Origin of the sequence: Mucilaginibacter psychrotolerans (assembly GCF_004519315.1) — a bacterium.
Classification (GTDB): domain Bacteria; phylum Bacteroidota; class Bacteroidia; order Sphingobacteriales; family Sphingobacteriaceae; genus Mucilaginibacter; species Mucilaginibacter psychrotolerans.
Genome location: NZ_SOZE01000013.1, coordinates 14,941 through 34,107, shown reverse-complemented (window position 1 = coordinate 34,107; position 19,167 = coordinate 14,941). Strand labels below are relative to the sequence as shown.

The 19,167-nt window shown below is 45.1% G+C and carries 13 protein-coding genes and 1 tRNA gene; 5 read left to right on the top strand and 9 right to left on the bottom strand.

The genetic code is table 11. From position 1 onward, the window contains the following. Nucleotides 1–75: 75 nt before the first annotated feature. Nucleotides 76–2,463 carry an outer membrane beta-barrel family protein gene (locus E2R66_RS13885; protein ID WP_158288414.1) on the bottom strand — a complete coding sequence of 796 codons (2,388 nt, stop codon included), beginning with the start codon at nt 2,461–2,463 and terminating at the stop codon, nt 76–78. A 232-nt stretch (nt 2,464–2,695) separates the two neighbouring features. Here E2R66_RS13885 and E2R66_RS13880 point away from each other — a divergent pair, with 232 nt between their 5' ends. From E2R66_RS13880 to E2R66_RS13870, 3 genes are all read left to right on the top strand, one after another. Then, nucleotides 2,696–7,672, top strand: coding sequence for a YCF48-related protein (locus tag E2R66_RS13880; RefSeq protein ID WP_133231715.1), 4,977 nt, complete (start codon nt 2,696–2,698; stop codon nt 7,670–7,672). Further along, entirely contained in the window at nt 7,672–8,379 is a 708-nt protein-coding gene (locus E2R66_RS13875; RefSeq protein WP_133231713.1) for a fibronectin type III domain-containing protein, read from the top strand. The genes E2R66_RS13880 and E2R66_RS13875 overlap by 1 nt, the downstream gene beginning before the upstream one ends. A 116-nt stretch (nt 8,380–8,495) precedes the next feature. Then, nucleotides 8,496–9,281, top strand: a complete 786-nt coding sequence (locus E2R66_RS13870) for a DUF4261 domain-containing protein (RefSeq protein ID WP_133231711.1) — start codon at nt 8,496–8,498, stop codon at nt 9,279–9,281. A 16-nt stretch (nt 9,282–9,297) separates the two neighbouring features. On the opposite strand, the gene pth is transcribed toward E2R66_RS13870, so the two are convergent. The 4 genes from pth to E2R66_RS13850 all read right to left on the bottom strand — a co-directional run bounded on the left by pth (nt 9,298) and on the right by E2R66_RS13850 (nt 11,853). Then, entirely contained in the window at nt 9,298–9,858 is a 561-nt protein-coding gene (gene pth, locus E2R66_RS13865) for an aminoacyl-tRNA hydrolase (protein ID WP_133231709.1), read from the bottom strand. Between the two features lie 154 nt (nt 9,859–10,012). Further along, nucleotides 10,013–10,597 carry a 50S ribosomal protein L25/general stress protein Ctc gene (locus E2R66_RS13860; protein WP_133231707.1) on the bottom strand — a complete coding sequence of 195 codons (585 nt, stop codon included), beginning with the start codon at nt 10,595–10,597 and terminating at the stop codon, nt 10,013–10,015. A 94-nt stretch (nt 10,598–10,691) separates the two neighbouring features. Next, nucleotides 10,692–11,636: a ribose-phosphate pyrophosphokinase gene (locus E2R66_RS13855; RefSeq protein WP_133231706.1), complete on the bottom strand. Its 945-nt coding sequence runs from the start codon at nt 11,634–11,636 to the stop codon at nt 10,692–10,694. Nucleotides 11,637–11,782: 146 nt separating this feature from the next. Then, nucleotides 11,783–11,853: transfer RNA gene (locus E2R66_RS13850), tRNA-Gln, on the bottom strand. Between the two features lie 214 nt (nt 11,854–12,067). Between E2R66_RS13850 and E2R66_RS13845 the strand changes: the two genes are divergently transcribed. Then, on the top strand, nt 12,068–15,214 hold the full coding sequence (locus tag E2R66_RS13845) for a glycosyltransferase family 117 protein (RefSeq protein ID WP_133231705.1): 3,147 nt from the start codon (nt 12,068–12,070) through the stop codon (nt 15,212–15,214). A 216-nt stretch (nt 15,215–15,430) separates the two neighbouring features. Here E2R66_RS13845 and hpf read toward each other — a convergent pair whose 3' ends face one another. The 3 genes from hpf to rpsU all read right to left on the bottom strand — a co-directional run bounded on the left by hpf (nt 15,431) and on the right by rpsU (nt 16,981). Further along, the gene (hpf, locus tag E2R66_RS13840) at nt 15,431–15,778 is read right to left on the bottom strand and encodes a ribosome hibernation-promoting factor, HPF/YfiA family (RefSeq protein WP_133231704.1); all 348 of its coding nucleotides are present in this window, start codon (nt 15,776–15,778) and stop codon (nt 15,431–15,433) included. 12 nt (nt 15,779–15,790) lie between these two features. Continuing rightward, complete coding sequence (locus E2R66_RS13835; protein WP_133231703.1) at nt 15,791–16,699, bottom strand: tyrosine-type recombinase/integrase; 909 nt, start codon at nt 16,697–16,699, stop codon at nt 15,791–15,793. A gap of 90 nt (nt 16,700–16,789) precedes the next feature. Next, the gene (gene rpsU / locus E2R66_RS13830; RefSeq protein ID WP_128531938.1) at nt 16,790–16,981 is read right to left on the bottom strand and encodes a 30S ribosomal protein S21; all 192 of its coding nucleotides are present in this window, start codon (nt 16,979–16,981) and stop codon (nt 16,790–16,792) included. A gap of 147 nt (nt 16,982–17,128) precedes the next feature. Here rpsU and E2R66_RS13825 point away from each other — a divergent pair, with 147 nt between their 5' ends. Beyond that, entirely contained in the window at nt 17,129–18,445 is a 1,317-nt protein-coding gene (locus E2R66_RS13825) for a sensor histidine kinase (protein ID WP_133231702.1), read from the top strand. On the opposite strand, the gene E2R66_RS13820 is transcribed toward E2R66_RS13825, so the two are convergent. Further along, nucleotides 18,435–19,121 (bottom strand): carboxypeptidase-like regulatory domain-containing protein, encoded by a 687-nt coding sequence (locus E2R66_RS13820; protein ID WP_133231701.1) that lies wholly within the window; start codon nt 19,119–19,121, stop codon nt 18,435–18,437. The genes E2R66_RS13825 and E2R66_RS13820 overlap by 11 nt on opposite strands. Nucleotides 19,122–19,167: the final 46 nt, after the last annotated feature.

The following is a 19,167-nucleotide window of genomic DNA, read 5'->3' as shown; positions in this document are numbered from 1 at the left end:
GACATGCATGGCAGGTTAGCAAAGTGGCAACTTTTATGATGGGATGTTGAAACAAGTTCAACACGACAAGGCTTTTTAATTCCTCCCTCCCCCACTGGTATCATCGTTATTGATGCCGCGCTGGTTCTTTTTAAGCTCGCTATTCAGCTTGCCGAATTTGTAGTTGAAGCCTATGCCGAACGTGCGGAATATCTGGTAATTATAAGATGTATTGATGAAATCCTGCGTTCGGGTAGAAAAATCCAACTTGATGAATCGCTTGAACGGCCCTTGAGTGTACACGAATATGCTGGCCCTTTTGTTAAATAGTTCTTTGGATGCATTGGCACTGTAGCCCAGGTAATAGTTATCGGTACCCTGCAACAACACGTAGCGGCTATCGAAACCTACGTTTAGCCCAATACGATACCCATTGTCGAATTTATAACTGCTATTGGTAAATACATGGCCCTGGTAGCCACGGTTCTTGAAAAGTTGGTTGCTGTAAAAACCCTCCAGCCAAACGCGCATGAGTTCGGCATTTATGTTCACATTCAGCTTTTTGGTAATGGGGTAGTTCATATTCAGATCCAGGCCAAGCTGTTTGTTTTTGCCCACGTTAGCGTAAGTGGTAGTGGTAACCGTTCCGTTTACGCTGGCCAGCTGCTGTATGGTATTATTGGCGAATGAATAGCTGGTGCTGATGTTGACCGAACCCTTGGCGAAGTTGCCATAGCTCAATTCGAAGCTGTTGTTTACAGCGGGGACAAGCGCCGGGTTACCTGTTGTGATGTAATTAGGGTTACTCCTATCCACAAAAGGATTCAGCTGAAAGATGCCCGGGCGTTGGATGCGCTGGGTAAAGCCAAACGTAACGCTGCTGTTTTTGAGGTTGCGCTGTATAGACAACGAGGGCACTACGTTGGTAAAGTTTTGATCGAGGCTGGTATTGGTAGAGGAGAAATTGGCATCTATGTTAGTCCGTTCGTAACGTACGCCGCCCTTTACGGTAAACTTGGTGAACTTGAGCGTGTAAGAGTTGTACAGGCTGTACACATCCTGCCGGTAATCGAAAACGTTATCCTGCGCAGCATCGGGCAGGTACTGTTGCGTGGCCACGTTATAGACGTCAGTATGGAAGTCGCTGAAGTTATTGCGATCAATAAGTTTACCGCCGGCTTCAAAGGTAACCACTTTGAAGGGCTGTATATAATCCAATTGCGTAGTGTGCTCTTTGGCGCCCGAGCTGTTGAACTGGCGGTAATCTGCAGTGTTGCCGGGGCTTACATTGTTGAGCGTGCTGTTGCGGTTATCGCTGAATTTGTACGAAGCCGTAAGCAGCCTTTCTTTATTTCCCTTGAAACCCAGTTGGTAGTTCAGCCCGAAATCCTTGCCTTCGAATTTGCCGGTGCCCATGTTGATGGTGGTAAAATCGGTTTCGGTACCATTATCAGTTTGTTGGGTAATTTGGTTGCTGCCCGTGGTATTGGCATTGCGGTAATAGTTGAAGGAGCCGGTGAGCAGGTTAAGGCTATCTGCCTCGAAGCTAAGCTCCGTGCTTACATAATTATTGGTGCCACTATTAAAGCGGCTACCGTTTTGTATGATAGATGAGGGCTGCTGCAAAAAGTCGGTTTCGTTGAAATACGCAGTGTTGCGTTGCGGGCGTTTACCCGTGCCGCTAAAACCACTTAAGCCGAATTTGCCTTGTTTTACCGTAAAATTAAGGTTGGCACGCGGCCCGTATTCGGAATTATAGTTAGCGTTGACGCCTACGTTGTACCCTTCGTCGGCATTTTTTTTGGTGATGATATTAATGATACCCGCGAGGCCCTCGGCATCGTACTTGGCGGGCGGCGTGGTAATAACTTCTATCTTCACGATGTTGGCACCAGGCATTGCCTTCAATATGTCCGATGGATTACGCGCCATAATGGCCGATTCCTTACCGTTCAGCAATATCTTATAATTGCCGCTCCCGCGCAGCTTGATGGCATCGTTGGCATCTACCGAGAGCAGCGGTACCTTGCGTATCATATCCAATGCAGTGAGGGTCTTGCTTTCGGGGTCGGCCAGTACGTCGTAACTCAGGCGGTCAACTTCCTGCTTCATTAGCGGCTTTGCCGCCGTTACAGTTACTTCGTTCAACTGGCTGCTTGACGGAGAAAGCAGCAACCGGCCTAAATCAATAATTGCACCTTTGAGTTCTATCGCTTTTGTTTTGTAACCAACAGATATCAACGATAATCGGTAGGCTTTTGCCGCAAGGCCGGTAAACTCAAACGAGCCATCATCTTTACTAAGGGAGCTTTTTATGGGGGCGTTGTCGGCAATATCGCTTATGGCAACGGTAACGTAGCTAAGCGGCTTGTTGGTGGCAGAATCTATTACGATACCTTTGATACTGATCGTAGGTTGATTACTTTGCGCGAAAGTTATCAGGCTTAGGAAACAGCCAAACGCTGCCAGTAAAAGTATTTTCATATAATAGTGTAATAGTTGCTGAAAAGACGCACAAAAATACGGTTCCGTTACAGGCAGAAAGGGTTCTGGATCGTTTTTAACTAAAATATTAGGTAACAAAAGCATTACGATTAATCGTAATATCTTTTCGAAATATCTGAATATTTATCATTGAGGGCCTTTCCTTTACTTACATATTTTATTATTTTAGCATGGCCATAATTGGACGAAACCTTATTACTACCTATACCTCATGTTTAAAAGAGCTCTCGCTTTAATTGCCCTATTTGCCCTTGCATTAACTTGCAGCGTACACGCACAAAGCCTCGTTAAAAATTTCAAAGCTATAGGCACTTTCGCTAAAGTGGGAAACATTACTTTCTTCACAGCCGAAGACACCGACGGAAAAAAAGGTGTTTGGAAAACTGATGGCACAACAGGGGCTACCACGCTAATTAAAGCCAGCAACGTTTACATAGACCAGAATTATCCGAGCCAGATTTATGCTCACAACAACAAAGTTTATTTTGCGGGAAACGACGCCATAAACGGGGATGAGCTTTGGCAAACCGATGGTACTGCTGCGGGCACCATTTTACTTAAAGATATAAACCCTCAGCATGTGGGGAATATTGGTTCGCAACCCAACAATTACATTTCATACAAAGGTTTGTTATATTTTACCGCGACCGAAGACAGCAACCAGTTTAGTTTATGGAAAACCGATGGTACGGCGGCCGGCACTGTTAAGGTATTTGATGCAGGGTATACAGGCATATCAAGGCCTTTGCTGATTGGTAATGCCCTTTATTTTACCGAGAATTCCCGCTCGCTTTGGAAAACCGACGGCACAACGGCCGGCACGCAGCAAATTACGGTTGACGAATACAGTACTGTTGAAGGCCTTACCAACGTGAATAACGAATTGGTATTTTTTACCAGTGAAAATTACGACCATTATAAGGTCAACCTGTACAAAATAAATCCCAGTGATGACACACCTGTAAAGTTGGGTTCTTATAATGCCGTAACTTACGGCAGCAACGATATAGGGAACATCACCGCCGTTGGCAGTAAGTTTTTCTTTTCCATCAGGACAAGCGATATCAATGGTAATGCTACTGATGCATTATGGGTGAGCAATGGCACGGCCGATGGCACGGTGATGGTAACCTCAAAGCCGTATATTAGATACTCATATGGCTCACCCGCTACAAACTTTATCGCTTATAAGAACAAACTCTATTTTGCTGCGCCCGACACCCATACGTTATGGACGAGCGATGGCACAGCTGGTGGCACAAGCCAGGTTTCGGCCATTCCCGAAAATTATGAAGTAAGGCCCGTTGTTTTTAACGAGAAATTGTATTTCAACAGCAATAACCAACTGTGCTATTTCGATGGCACTAAAACAGCAACCGAGTTACAGCAACCGCTACAACCTGTCCAGCTATTTGACGGCGGCAACCAGTTGTATTTTCAACTGAAACAATACGGTTTGGCAGCCGCCCTTTGGAGCAATGCCCCTGCCGCGCAATTACAGGTAACCATAAATTATCAGGCATTGGCTAATAACGCAACCACTACGACAAAATTTTTCGCGAAAGCCGATAGTACCGTAGCATGGCCGGTAACCGTAAAAAATATCGGGAACAAGGAAATGGCGTTTAGCGAGATAAGCGTGGCCGGCAGCTCGTTTTATGTAAACGGCTCTCCTGACAAAATTTTACCCCCCGGACAAACGGCCAACTTTAACGTGTTGTACTCGCCAATTAAAGAGGAACAAGTTAATGCCTTATTAATTATTAAAACAAATGATAACAGCGGGCTAACTAACTTTTCCGGTTACTTAACAGGCACTGCAACCGGCTCAGCCACAAAAAAAGCCAGCGCTATTGCAGGCGGGCTTTTTAAAGCTATAGCCTTTAAGGATACTGTCCCTAATTTTACACTTAACCAAAATAGTGTGGCCGAAACGGCAACTGTTAACACCACGATAGGCACATTTAGCCAAGCTGGCGCCACACCCACTCCGCAATTTAAACTAGTTGCCGGCTTGGGAGATACGGACAACGGACACTTTAAGATTGAGGCCGGACAGCTAAAAAACCTAAATACCTTCAATTTTGATATCAAAAGCACCTACACTATTAGGATAAAAGCGGGCAACAATGCTGATGCCGCAGAAAAGGTATTTACGATAAAAGTTACCGATGTTCAAACAGATGCCGACCCTGCTGTATGTGCGCCGGGGTTCAAAAACTTGCTGTATTCGTTAAATGATGCGGTGTATGTTGGCACGCGCATAGTAACTGTGGGCATGCAAGGTAAAATTTTGATATCAGACGATGACGGAAAAAACTGGCAAGAGATTAAAACCGGTATTACATCAGACCTTAAACTTGTACGTTTTACCGACAGCAAAACCGGCTACATATTGGCGGACGGCAACGCTTTATTAAAAACCGAAAACGGCGGCGATAGCTGGTTCCCGTTGCTATCGCCCACTACAAGCTATCCTTATCTAAATAACATGTATTTTGTTTCGTCTACCGCTGGTTATGTGTTTGGCGGGGACGGTATTTACAAAACAAAAGATGGCGGGCGCAGCTGGCAAAGAGCATACTCTACCTACAATTCTTTACACGGCGGCTGGTTTGCCGATGAAAACAACGGCTTTGTATGCGGTACGTCCCGAACGCTTTTGCAAACCACAGATGGTGGCAAAACCTGGAAACAAATAGCTGTACCTGCTGTCGGCGAAAACACCGCGCTTAGCGCCATTACTTTTGTAAATGCTACAACAGGCTATTTAACCAGTACAGCAGGCGATATATTGCAAACCAAAGACGGCGGAAAAACATGGATACGCATAAGCACTGTTAGTGCCGACGGCTACACGGGACAGTTGTACTTTGTAAATGAAACTACCGGATACCTGTTAAGCGGCTATAATACTACCGTTCTATACAAAACAACCAACGGCGGACAAAATTGGGAAGCTGAGACTGGCTTACCTTACAACACAGCGCTGTTGGGTTTGGGTATCAATAAAACAGCCGATAAATTTTGCGCGGTTGGCCACGGCGTAGGATTGGGTTATGGATCTGAACAGGGGAGCATAATTGTATTAAAAAGCGGCACCGGCAACTGGGAAGAGCGTTCTTTAACGGGTAACAGCACCTACAATTCCGGCCATTTGTTTGCGTCAGGCACAGGGTATGTTATAGGAGAGTACAGCCGCAAAACTACCGATGGAGGCGTCACCTGGAAAAGTTTAAACATCCCTTACGACTACTTATACCGAACTTTGCAAAAAGGTTACTTTATCGATGAAAATGTAGGCTTTTATTCCGACTACTACAGCATCTATAAAACTACAGATGGGGCAGCCACCTGGGCCAAAAAGAATACCGACAGCACTTCAGGCATAAGAACCATATTTTTTGTTAATCCAAAAGTGGGCTTTTATTCAACCGACCTCAGTTTGTATAAAACAACCGATGGCGGGGATACCTGGAAAAAAACGCCGTCGCCAATTCCGTACTATTCGCTTTTCTCCATCAGTTTTCCCGATGAGCAGACGGGTTACATAGGCGGTATTGGCTCGACCATTGCTAAAACTATCGATGGCGGAAACACCTGGAAAACCATTGATATGGGGGTGAACAAAACAATAATTTGTATAGGCTTTTTTGATACAAAAGTGGGCTTAGCAGGCGGCATAGATGGGGCGCTTTACCGAACGACTGATGGCGGCGACACCTGGGCACCTGTGTACACCGCCATGAGGCAGTCTACCACAAATTTTCAATTTGTGAACACCACGCACGCTTATTTACTTAACAAAAGTTACAGCGGCGGTATACAGGAAATCTACGAAACGAAGGATGCAGGACTAACCTGGGAACTCACCTACAAAACCTGGACCACCATTTTTGGTTTTAGTTATAACGACGGACACTTGTTTATAACCGGCGACGGTGGCAATATGGCGCAGAATAACAACCCGAGGATGCCGCCGGTAAATGCGGGCTATATTATAGGCGACACGGTAACTGCGGTAGGCGGTAAGTTTATTTACTCGGTGCCGCCTGTGTACAATGCAAAATATAAATGGCTGGTTAATGGCGCCGAAAGTGTAGAATATCAAAATAGTCAGGTTGTGATCTCCTGGAAAAACACTGGCACGCATACATTGCAGGTAATGCCCTATAACGATTGCGCTAACGGCGAAAGCAGGCTGGCTGATATTGATGTACAAGATATGCCCGACCCTATTTTAAGCGGACCCGACACCGCGTTGAGTAAGTCGGTTAACATCGAGTACACTGCCAAAGTTCATGATGGTAACACCTACAGCTTTATGGCTGCTAACAGTACCGCCGTTTTAACAGATGCAAATAAAGCGCTTGTTAACTGGGACAGGCCAGGCACAGGTGTAGTTACAGTAGTTGAATCTAACCCGAAACTTAATCTCAAAAAATCAGCCTCAATAAATGTTACCATTAAGGGTTTTAAACTACCTGAGAATAACTTTAGTGTTTTGGTAAACAGCGTAACCTGCAAAGGCAGCAATAATGGTTTTATTACGGTTAAAGCCTTGCAGCCCTTAAGTTATAGGGCAACGGTTACAGGCCCGGGCGGCCGCAAAGATTATGCTTTTACTGATAGCCTCCGCATCCGCGATCTGGCACCGGGCGTTTACAATGTTTGCTTAAGTGTAACTACAAACACCGAGTATAAGCGTTGCTACGATGCCAATGTTACCGAGCCTAAAGATATTACGCTATATACAGTTGTTAACCCAAATACAAAAATAGTAACATTAAACTTATCCGGTGCCGATAACTACAGAATCGACCTCAATGACAAACACTACCAAACCAATGGCACCCAGATAGATTTGCCCTTAACTGCCGGCGCCAACAGGCTTAAAGTATATAGCGACAAGCCCTGCCAGGGAATAATTGAAAAAGTACTAAACCTTAATAAGGTTACCATTTACCCTAATCCGTTCACTGATAGGGTGAATATCGACCTTGGCGGAAACGAGGAAAAAAACGTAACTGTTGAAGTAACTAATGCAATTGGACTTCGGGTTTATCTCAAACAACTCATAAATAAGGGCGGGCCGATAGAAATTAACACTGCCGGTTTTAGCAAAGGTGTGTACATACTAAATTTAACCATTGGCCAAAGCAACGCCGTATTTAAAATTATAAAATAATGAAGCGATTAATTTATACTGCAACTATATTTGGTATACTACTTGCAGGTTGCGGCAAAGGCAAGAAAGGTGATAACCCCGCCCCGCCGGATCCTAAACCTCCTGTGGCGGCCGAATTGGTATTCCCGGAGCAAAATTCTACATGTATTTCAGGCGATATTATCTCTATAGCACAAAGCACGGTTACATTGAAATGGAAAGCAGCGCTTAATGCGGATAGCTATGCCGTAATCATTAAAAACCTGTTAACCGGCGACACGCAAACCTTATCATCCAGCTCAGCACAAATAAGTGTTACCTTACAGCGCAATACGCCATTTTCATGGCTTGTGCGGTCGAAATCAAATGCGCTTGCCGCAACTGCTGATAGCGAAACCTGGAAATTTTACAATTCGGGCGATGGTGTTAGAGCGTACGCGCCGTTTCCGGTCGATGAAATGTTACCCGCTACAGGCACCTTCGTATCTGTAACAGGCAATAAAGTAACCCTTAGCTGGCAGGGCAGCGATACCGATAATGATATAACCGGTTATGATGTTTATTTTGGTACAACTGAAACGCCAGGCCTTTTTAAATCAAATCTTACAGCGGCCGTTTTAAACGATATCGCATTATCTACTGGCATCAGGTATTATTGGAAAGTAGTTACGCACGACAGTAAAGGGAACACATCCACCTCAGAAGTGGCGGATTTTACTACAAAGTAGATTTACATACCTAAAGATGATAATGTATTATATTACTTCCCCGGAAAATTAAGCACCACGGAACGGCAATATTAGTGAATATAAAATATTGGGGAAGTACTTCATTATACAGAAACATGAGCTTAATTGATCTTTTTAAGAGAAAAAAAACAAAAAAGCAGGAATGTAAAGTTCTGCTGGCGATGGCTATTTTCAACAACGGCGATAGCTTTGATGTTCATCAAATTATAGCACATTTTGAATCGCACTGGGGTGTAAAACCGCTGGATAAAGAAGGCAATAAAGAAGTTGCCTCGTTTAGAATAGACGGAGAAACCGTTGCACTTGCCGAGATGCAGGTACAAATTCCTTGGGCTGATATAGAAGGAACAGCGCAATATGCTTACAATTGGCCAAAGGCCTCAGAAGACCTAAAACATCATACCGGCCATGCATTTGCAACGCTGATGGCGGGGCAAAAAAGCAGGCGGGAAAGATGTGAAATCTTAAGCAAGGTCATGTATTCCATTTTTAAAACGTCTGGAGCGATAGGTGTTTACTTGGGAAGCGAATCTTTGCTTATCCCCAAAAAACAGTACATAGACAGTATGGATATACTCGAAAACGGAGATTTCCCGGTTTCGTTGTGGATATATATTGGGTTGAGACAACTGGAGACCGGTAACTGTGCTTACACTTACGGCCTTAAAGAGTTTAATAAACAGGAGATAGAAATCATCAATTCAAAACTAAGTTTAGAAGACTTGTACGAATTTTTATTGAACATTAGTGCTTATATAATCGGAAACGACGTCACATTAAAAAGCGGAGAAACAATCGGTTTATCACAAGAGCAAAAAATCCCTGTTATTATTTCAAAAGGCAGCTTTGTTGAAGGAGAATCTATTAAGTTGTCTGTTTAACCGTATGTAAATAAACCTACTTATTAAACTTCGTCATCGTCAGCTCCGTACCGATAGTGCAGAAGCTTTTCACCATTTCGATGGAGCGGTCAATAAGCGCAGGGAGTTCCGGCAATTCATCTTTATCGAAACCGCTCAGTACATAATCAACCTGGCGGCCTTTGGGGTAATTATCACCAACACCAAAGCGCAGGCGGGCGTATTCGTTGTTGCCAAGGGTTGCTTCGATGTGCTTTAGCCCGTTATGCCCTGCAGCGCTCCCTTTGGGTTTAAGGCGCAGGGTGCCTAATGGCAAGGCAATGTCATCCACAATCACCAAAACATTCTCTACGGGAATCTTCAGCTCCTTCATCCAATGATTAAGGGCCTTCCCACTTAGGTTCATGTAGGTGGTAGGCTTAATGAGGTGCAGCGTACGGCTTTTATGGGTAACCTCGGTATAATAGGCCAGGCGCATATTGTAAAACTTTGCCCCTTCTTGTTTCGCCAATTCATCCAATACCATAAAACCGATGTTATGCCTGGTATCAGCATACTCCGGCCCAATGTTTCCAAGTCCAACAATTAGATATTTCATGCCCAGGCCCCCTAACCCCCTAAAGGGGGAACTTTTTGATTTGCTTATTCGATGCGAAGATATTCCTTTTATACAAAAATAGCGATGGGCATAAAACCCATCGCTATTACATTCCCATTCCTTATTCCCCCTTCAGGGGGTTAGGGGGCTGGGCTTACTTCTTACCTGAAGCAGCTTCTTGTTCTGCCTGGCGCAATGCACGTGAAGTAGTTACCGATACGATTGTATCTTCCTGTGCGTTGGTGATGGTTAAGTTTGGCAAAGAGATTTCGCTAACTTTTACCGATTTACCAACTTCCAATGCAGCGATGCTCACTTCGATGTTATCTAAGTGATCTTTAGGCAAAGCTTTAACACGCAGTTTGCGCAGTTTCTGTACCAGTTTACCACCCACCTTTACACCTGGAGAAGTACCTGTTAATTGCACAGGGATCTCGATAGTTACAGGTTTGTTCTCGTCTAACAACAAGAAGTCGATGTGGATAAGCTGTTCCGTTAACGGGTGGAACTGTGTATCCTTAATAATAGCTTGTGATGTAACACCAGCAACAGTAATGTCGATGAAATGAACAACCGGAGTGTAAATTACGGCTCTCAAATCAGCTGCGGACACCGAAAAGTGGGTCTGAGTAGCACCACCATAAAGCACTGCAGGTACCAAACCCTGGTAGCGCAGCTCTTTCGCGTCACGTTTCCCTACGTTCTCCCTTGGAGAACCGCTAATAGCAATTGATTTCATTATTTATTTATTTACTTAAGCCATGCCAACAGGGCATGATTATCTTTATTCTATTTTACACTATGGACTATCGACCATAGACTATTGACTTCCCTCAATCTACCTTAAACAACTGGCTTATCGAGCCGTGTTCGTTCACGTTGCTTATCGCTTTCGCAAACAGATCGGCAGTGGTAAGCACCCTTATTTTGGGGCTGCTGTGTTTAAGCGGTATGGTATCAGTCACAATCAGCTCGGTTAATGCCGAGGCCTCTATCGTTTCGTACGCTTTGCCCGATAATACCGGATGGGTACAAACCGCGCGTACGCTGCGTGCACCCCGTTCCATAATTAAGCCGGCGGCTTTTGCAAGCGTACCTGCGGTATCGCATATATCATCTATCAGTACAATATCCTGGTCGGTTACATCCCCAATAATGGTCATGCTCTCAATTTCGTTGGCGCGTTTACGGCGTTTATCGCAAATCACTACTTCAGCGTTAAAGAACTTCGCAAAGCTACGTGCCCTGTAGCTACCACCCATATCCGGCGATGCAATAGTCAGCGCTTTTAAGCCAAGACTTTTGATGTAAGGTACAAATATGATAGATGCATCCAGGTGATCTACCGGTACATCAAAAAATGCCTGTATCTGCGCGGCATGCAGGTCCATAGTCATGATGCGGTTGATGCCCGCTGCTACCAATAAATTAGCTACCAGTTTAGAGCCGATGGCCACACGTGGCTTATCTTTCCTGTCCTGCCGGGCCAAACCAAAATAAGGGATAACAGCGATGATATAATGGGCAGACGCACGGCGGGCGGCATCAATCATCATGAGCAGTTCCATCAGGTTATCGGTAGGCTGATGTGTGCTCTGTATTAAAAACACATCGCAGCCACGGATACTCTCATTAAAGTGTGGTTGAAACTCGCCATCGCTGAAACGCGATAAAACAACATCGCCAAGTTCCTGGCCATAAGATGCAGCAATGTGTTTCGACAGATCCAACGAACCGGTCCCTGCAAATAGCTTAACGGTATTAAACTGTAAAGGCATCTTTTGATTTTAGAGTTTAGATGTACGATTCTAGATTTTCTAATTTCGCCATTCTACTTAATCAGCAACGTGTATAAAAAACTTCGGATTTCTAATTTCCAACCGGTTAATCCGAAATTGAAAATCCGAAATCCGAATTCTTAATGTTGCCCGACCAGGATTCGAACCTAGACAAACGGTACCAAAAACCGTCGTACTACCATTATACTATCAGGCAATCTCCTGCGTTACGTTATCCGTTCCGAAAAGGAATGCAAATATAGGACGATTTTTTGGAACTCAAAAGCAAAATTTAAAAAAGTATTTGAAACCGTTTAATGTGCACGCACTCATACGTTAAAAAGTGTTAATCGGCAGCTTTTTCGCTTGAAAGCATAATTCTTTTGCTAATTTCGACTCTTTAAAAACCTGCATACACAGCATAACACGCTATGAACTACAATAAGTACAATAATATTTTTGGCTGGGCAACCTTCTTTATCGCATCCATCACCTACATTTTAACACTGGAACCATCCACCAGTTTCTGGGATTGCGGCGAATTTATTGCCTGTATTTACCGCCTGCAGGTGGCCCACCAGCCCGGTGCGCCGCTGTTTACCATGATAGGCAAAGTATTTTCGCTGCTCTCTATGGGAGATAGAAACCAGGTAGCCTATTTCACCAATATGTCGTCGGCATTGGCCAGCGGGGCCACTATCCTGTTCCTTTTCTGGACCATCACCGCCCTCGCCAAAAAAATGCTGGTAAAAGCCGGCGAAGAGATCAGCCTGACCAACCTTATCCTGATCATGGGGTCGGGTACGGTTGGCGCACTGGCCTACGCCTTTTCGGATACCTTCTGGTTCTCGGCAGTAGAATCTGAGGTGTATGCACAATCCTCACTTTGCACCGCTATCGTTTTTTGGGCTATATTAAAATGGGAGGCCCACGCCGATGAGCCAAGGGCTGATAAATGGATCGTGTTCATTGCCTACGTAATGGGCTTATCCATCGGTATCCACTTATTAAACTTATTGGTTATACCCGCTATAGCACTCATTATTTACTTTAAACGCGCCAAAAACGTGACCACTGCGGGCACGGTATGGACCTTCATCCTGGGTGTGATTACGGTAGCAGTTATCCTTTGGGGCGTTATCCAGTTTACGGTCAAGGGCGCGGCCTTCTCCGATCTGCTTTTTGTGAACACCTTCAATATGGGTTTCGGCAGCGGGGCCATCGTATTTTTCTTATTGGTAATTATTACCCTGGCAGCAGGTATCTATTATACCATCAAGCCAACAAACGCATTTCTCTTTATATCGGCAGGTGCCTTTGTGGTTGTACTTACCATGAGTGCGGGCATTGCCGGCTTTGTAGGCTCGGCAGTTGTATTAGCGGCCTTAGAGTACGTGCTTAAGGTACGCCAAAAGCTTGCCGCCCTCAACCGGGTTTTGATATGTGCCGTATTCATCCTTTTCGGCTACAGTTCGTTTGTGATGATCATTATCCGCGCTAAAGCAGGCACCAACCTCAACAACAGCGACCCAGAAGATGCTTTCGCACTAAACAGCTACCTTAACCGCGATCAGTACGGCGAAACGCCATTGCTGTACGGCGAGTTCTTCGATTCGGAACTGGTAAGCCAAAAGCCAGGCGCTATACTTTATCGCCGCGGCAATACCAAGTACGAACAGGCCGGCACCAAGATCGTCTCAGAATACGACCGCAACACTTTGTTCCCCCGTATGTTTAGCCAAAAGCCAAACCATGCCCAGTTCTACCGCGAATGGAGCCACCTTGGCGCGCAGGAACACCCTACCATGGGTACCAATATCAGTTTCTTCCTGAGCTGGCAAATAAGCCAAATGTACACCCGCTATTTCCTATGGAACTTCGCAGGCCGTGCAAACGACTTAGATGGACAAAACAATACTATCGACGGCAGCTGGATAAGCGGCCTTGGCTTTGGCAAGCAACTGCCTGCCTCGGTAACCAAAAGCAACGCTTATAACCGTTTATACTTTTTGCCGCTCATCATTGGCCTGCTTGGCCTGGTATACCACTTTAAACGCAACCAGCGCGATGCCGGCGTAGTGGTTGTATTGTTCTTCTTTACCGGCCTGGCCATTGTACTTTATCTTAACCAGGATCCGCTGCAACCCCGCGAACGTGATTACGCTTACGCAGGCTCCTTTTATGCCTTTGCCATTTGGATAGGGCTTGGTGTATTAATGATAGCCGAATTCCTGAGTAAAAAACTAAATGCCAAAACCGGCGCAATCATTGCCAGTGTAGTATGCTTGCTGGCGGCACCCGTGCTGATGGCAAACCAGGAATGGGACGACCACGACCGCTCTACCAAACTTACGCCGCACGACATGGCGTATAACTACCTCAACTCATGCGCACCAAATGCTATCTTGTTCTGCTTTGCCGATAACGATACCTACCCGCTTTGGTACATACAAGAGGTAGAGGGAGTACGCCCGGATGTGCGCATTGTGAACCTGAGCCTGCTGGGTACAGACTGGTACATCCGCCAGATGAAACAAAAGATGAACGATTCTGAACCGCTGCCACTTACTATGAGCAACGATAAATTCAAGATGGGTGTGCGCGATGTAATCTATTACGATGATGCTAAACTACCCGGCGCATCAGAACTGAAAGAAGTATTCGATTTTATCACCTCTGATAACCAAACCAACCAGGTACAATACAACGACGGGCAATGGGGCAACTACCTGCCAACCAAAAACCTTAAGCTAACCGTAAATGCAGATGAGGCTATTAAAAACGGCGCGGTACCTGTGGCGCTGAAAGACCGTATCCCGGCCGAGCTCGATTTTACCTACCCGGGCAAATATGTAACCAAAGACAACCTGGCCATTATGGATATACTGGCGCACAACAACTGGAAACGCCCGATATACTTTACCGTAACCGCCGGTAACGAAAACATGCTGGGCCTGGATAAATACATGTACAACGAGGGCTTTGCTTACCGCCTGATGCCACTTAAACCGGATAGCACCGTACAGGCACTTGACGCAACCAACACAATGGTGATGTACAACAACGTGGTAAACAAATTCAGGTACGGTAAACTAAAGACGGCCAAAAACCTTGATAACACTTCATCTACTTTATTTTACCCGGTAATAACGCGCATGTTTGTGAGCCTTACCGATGCATTGGTAAAAGAAGGCCATATCGATCTGGCAAAAAATACTTTGAAGAAATTCCAGGATAATTTGCCTGATGATATGTCGTCGCCCGAGATAGCTATACGCAAGTATTACCTGGCGCAAAGTGCTTATGCCGTAGGCGATGCAACCCTGGGCAATAAGCTCACACAATTGGTTTACGATTACGTGGTAGATCAATTGGCTTACAATTACATTGTGTACCAAAAAGATGCAAACGATGTAGATGTGCATGCGGTGCAGCTTTCTTTATCATTGCTCAACAGCATCAAAAGCTTAGCCACCGGCGTAAACCAACCCGGCTGGGCCAAAAAAGCCGAAACGCAGCTAAACGATTACAGCAACAAATTCTCCGCACTGATGCCGCAAGGACAAGGGCAGCAATAACAGCTCCTTATATATATCATTGAAGACGCCCCGCAACTCGCGGGGCGTTTTTGTTTATGGCCATAACGTAACGTCGGGCCTTGCCTGCCGATGATTGCCACGCTATGGCTCGCAACAACGATGCGGTGAAATTTCGTGAAATACGGACACAAAAAAACCGGCAAACTTCACAGCCTGCCGGTTCCCGGGGGATTAAAACCCTTGTTTTATGATGGTCTAAAAATCGTCTTCGCTCGGCAGCAGCACTGCTTTTTTGGCAGCTTCGGCAGCTATAGATTTTTTGGTTTTATGTTTCTCTATTTGCAGGCGCAGGCTTTCAACTACTGCATCCGTTGCTTCTTCAAAAGTTTTACACTGTTCTTTAGCAAAGATCTGGTTGCCCGGGAGCAGCAGTTTTATCTCCGTTACCTTGTTTGCTTCGTCTTTTACGTTCTCCAGTTTTAAGTAAACCTCGCCACTAATAATGTGGTCATAAAATGTTTCCAGCTTGTCAACCTTTTTTTGGATAAAACTCAGCAGTTTCTGGTCTGCTGTAAAGTGAATAGATTGCACTGTAATTTTCATTTTTCCTCCTTTTTAACCCTTTGGATGGGCTTGTTTGTAAATAGACTTTAAACGTTCGACTGAATTGTGCGTATAAATTTGGGTCGCGCTCAGGCTGGCGTGCCCCAAAAGTTCTTTAATGGCGTTAAGGTCGGCGCCATTGTTTAGTAAAGTTGTTGCAAAGGTATGCCGCAGCACGTGTGGGCTCTTTTTAGTTTGGGTTGATATGTTGCCAAGGTGTTTATTCACTATCAGGTAAATTAACTTAGGGTATGCTGCTGCTCCTTTAGTTGTAACGATAAAAGTTAAGGAATTGTTATGAAAATTTTCAATTCGTTTGGCCTCCATATACGCCTTTAGCAGTATCAGCAACTCGTTATTGAGGGGTATTATCCTCTGTTTGTTGCGCTTACCTAAAACTTTGATGGTTTTTTCATCGAAATTTATATCTGCATCCTGCAGACCCAATAATTCGGCCAGGCGTATGCCGGTACCAAACAGCAACTCGATGACCGTTTTATCGCGGATGCCTTCAAAATCATCGGCAAAAATAGGCGCACCGGGTTTATCCAGTTTACCATCCAGCATATCGGTCAATTTAGCGCCTTCTACTACGGTGGGCAAATTCTTTGGCGTTTTGGCCGGGCCCAGGCGCGATGCGGGATTGGTTTGGATATCCCCCTCCTGCAATAAAAATTTGAAGTACTTGCGCAGGGTGGCCAGTTTGCGGTTAAGGCTGCGCGGGGCGAGGGTTTCGTCGCTCACCATCCAGCTGCGGATATCGTGATGGGTGATTTCTGAGGGGTGGTTTATGGCGGGCGGTTGGCCGGCGGGATTCAGGAAAAGCATGAACTGCTCCAGATCCGACCGGTAGGCGGCTACAGTATGCGGCGAGTACCGTTTTTCGTATTGTATATACTGTATGAACTTACCTAAAAACATAAAAACTATTTATACACCGAAGGATTTCAATGTACAAATAGTTTTTTTATGTTGACAAGAAAATATTTAAAATTCTTTCAGTAGAAAAAATTAAACAGTTTCTATATTCATATTCTGCTTGTAGATGGCATGTTTAATTTCGTGCCTGCGGGTGATAGATTTCTTCTCGAATGCCTGACGGCTGCGAAGTTCTCTTAATACACCTGTTTTCTCAAATTTCTTCTTGAAGCGTTTCAATGCTTTATCTAATGATTCGCCGTCTTTTACGTTGATAATGATCATAATCCCAAATACCTCCTTTCAGGGACGACAAAGGTAGATAAATAATTTAAAATCTGAAACACAATCTTTTAATATTTATTTATGCGTTACAACCCCTGTTTTTATTCGGATTGTTATTATAAATTTGGGCTCTATTGATTAGCCCCGATGCCCGTATCGTTCAAAAATTTCCTGCAAAAATACACCTATAAAATCATAGGCAGCCCCGAAAAGCTTACGCTCGAAAGCCGTATTTTTCATACCTTCTCGTTTTTTGTACTTATTGTGGTGATGATAGAGGCTTTTTTTAACCTCTACCTTCACCTGTACGTTTCGGCTGGGCTGGCTTTTGGCGTTATATTGATACAAGGTGGCCTGTATTATCTATCGCGCATCAAAAACAAGTTGCAACTCGCGGTTATATTATCGGCCATTGAGGTTAACGGACTAAAGGCTGTAGGCTATTATTTTAACGACGGCATTACCGGTGCTACCCTGCTGTTGTTTGCCGCATCGCTGTTTATCCTCATGTCGGTATCCAGCAAAAAGCTGTGGCCGTTTTTACTGGGCATCAACATTATCGTAGTGGCATCGCTCATCGGGTCAGAGTATTTGTACCCCGGTATTATACAGCAGCATTACCAATCGCGCGCAGATCAATTTACAGACAATATCATCTCGTACCTGGTTACGGTGATATTGCTCTACGTAGGTACGGCATCTATCCGCCAAAGCTATATCCGCCAAAAAAACCTTGCCGATGAGAAGACTTTGGCCCTTGAACTGCTGAACGCCGAAAAGGTGAAGCTGTTCTCTATCATCGCGCATGATTTGCGCACGCCGCTGGCATCGGTACAACAATATTTCACCGTAATGGCCGAAGTGGGCATAGATGCCGAAGAACGGGCCGAGATGGAAAAGAATCTGATGGAAACCATCGGCAAAACGCAGGACCTACTCACCAACTTGCTTAAATGGGCCAAGAACCAGATGAACGGCGAAACCGCTTACCTACAGGCGGTAAAGCTTAGCCCCTACCTGGAAGAAACCACACAGCTATTCAAAACCATTGCGGTAAAAAAAGAAATTACCCTAAGCACCATTGCCGACGCAAGCATTACCGTACGCGCCGACCCGGATATGTTGCAGATTGTTATCCGCAACCTGCTCAACAACGCCGTAAAATTTACCCGCCCGGGGGGCCGCATTGTAATGAAGGCTATTGCAGACGGCCCCAACTGTATCATATCTATCAGCGATACCGGCATCGGCATATCGCGCAGTAAGCAGGCAGATATCTTCTCGCTTAATACCTCATCAACCAATGGCACGGGTAACGAAGGCGGCACCGGCCTGGGCCTGGTGCTTTGTAAAGATTATACCGAATTACAGGGTGGCCGCATATGGTTCAACAGTGTAGAGAAAGAAGGCACCACCTTTTATATATCGCTGCCGCTGGTGCAACTACAACTGTTTACGGGGTAGTAAGTGGCTGCAGGCTGCGCTTATCGGCCGGTAGGGCCTCAAACTTTTTATAGCTATCATTAATATACGCCACTAACGATTCTGCATTGTTGTTGCGCAAAAACGCATAAGTTGGGCGGTATAACGTAATGAAATTCTCCAGGTCCTGGCCCTTTAGGGGCACAATGCTGCCTACGTAAACCTTATTGAAAACCTCGTCTACATGCCGCTCCTGCGCTTCGCTCTGAAAGTATTTCTTCAACCTACGGGCATCCTTCCCTTCTTTGCTGAACCAGGTAGAGGGCGAAAAAGCGTACACCCTACTCTTGGTGTAAACCTCCGGGTATTCTTTCTGCGGATCGAAAGCCAAACGCGTCGAGCGGATATTCACCTGCCCCAAAGCAATAGCCACCGAATTCAACAACACCCGTGTGGGGCGCAAATCAATTACGTACAAGGTATCAGGCGTATAGCCAGGCGAAGTAAATATTAGGGTATGCCCTGTAGCGGTTTTGATACTAAAATCGCCGTTCTTATCCGTAAGGGTTATCTGCTTGTTATTGGCATCGCGGATAAAAACATTATTGAGCTTGGTGTTGCTACCGTTTTCTACAACCGTACCTTTTAAAAGGTCCTGTGCCTGGGCAAAGGTGGTTGCGATTAGGGTGAGGATAATTAGGGAGAATAACTTTTTCATAGCGACGGGTATATTTAGTTTAACTTGCTTAAGGCTGCAATAGTTT

What these genes read in the sequence shown, in the direction of transcription:
- E2R66_RS13825 (WP_133231702.1), top strand. Translation starts at nt 17,129, where the DNA reads ATGCCCGTATCGTTCAAAAATTTCCTGCAAAAATACACCTATAAAATC.
- E2R66_RS13885 (WP_158288414.1), bottom strand. Translation starts at nt 2,463, where the DNA reads ATGAAAATACTTTTACTGGCAGCGTTTGGCTGTTTCCTAAGCCTGATA.
- E2R66_RS13845 (WP_133231705.1), top strand. Translation starts at nt 12,068, where the DNA reads ATGAACTACAATAAGTACAATAATATTTTTGGCTGGGCAACCTTCTTT.
- E2R66_RS13875 (WP_133231713.1), top strand. Translation starts at nt 7,672, where the DNA reads ATGAAGCGATTAATTTATACTGCAACTATATTTGGTATACTACTTGCA.
- pth (WP_133231709.1), bottom strand. Translation starts at nt 9,858, where the DNA reads ATGAAATATCTAATTGTTGGACTTGGAAACATTGGGCCGGAGTATGCT.
- E2R66_RS13835 (WP_133231703.1), bottom strand. Translation starts at nt 16,699, where the DNA reads ATGTTTTTAGGTAAGTTCATACAGTATATACAATACGAAAAACGGTAC.
- E2R66_RS13870 (WP_133231711.1), top strand. Translation starts at nt 8,496, where the DNA reads ATGAGCTTAATTGATCTTTTTAAGAGAAAAAAAACAAAAAAGCAGGAA.
- hpf (WP_133231704.1), bottom strand. Translation starts at nt 15,778, where the DNA reads ATGAAAATTACAGTGCAATCTATTCACTTTACAGCAGACCAGAAACTG.
- E2R66_RS13820 (WP_133231701.1), bottom strand. Translation starts at nt 19,121, where the DNA reads ATGAAAAAGTTATTCTCCCTAATTATCCTCACCCTAATCGCAACCACC.
- rpsU (WP_128531938.1), bottom strand. Translation starts at nt 16,981, where the DNA reads ATGATCATTATCAACGTAAAAGACGGCGAATCATTAGATAAAGCATTG.
- E2R66_RS13880 (WP_133231715.1), top strand. Translation starts at nt 2,696, where the DNA reads ATGTTTAAAAGAGCTCTCGCTTTAATTGCCCTATTTGCCCTTGCATTA.
- E2R66_RS13855 (WP_133231706.1), bottom strand. Translation starts at nt 11,636, where the DNA reads ATGCCTTTACAGTTTAATACCGTTAAGCTATTTGCAGGGACCGGTTCG.
- E2R66_RS13860 (WP_133231707.1), bottom strand. Translation starts at nt 10,597, where the DNA reads ATGAAATCAATTGCTATTAGCGGTTCTCCAAGGGAGAACGTAGGGAAA.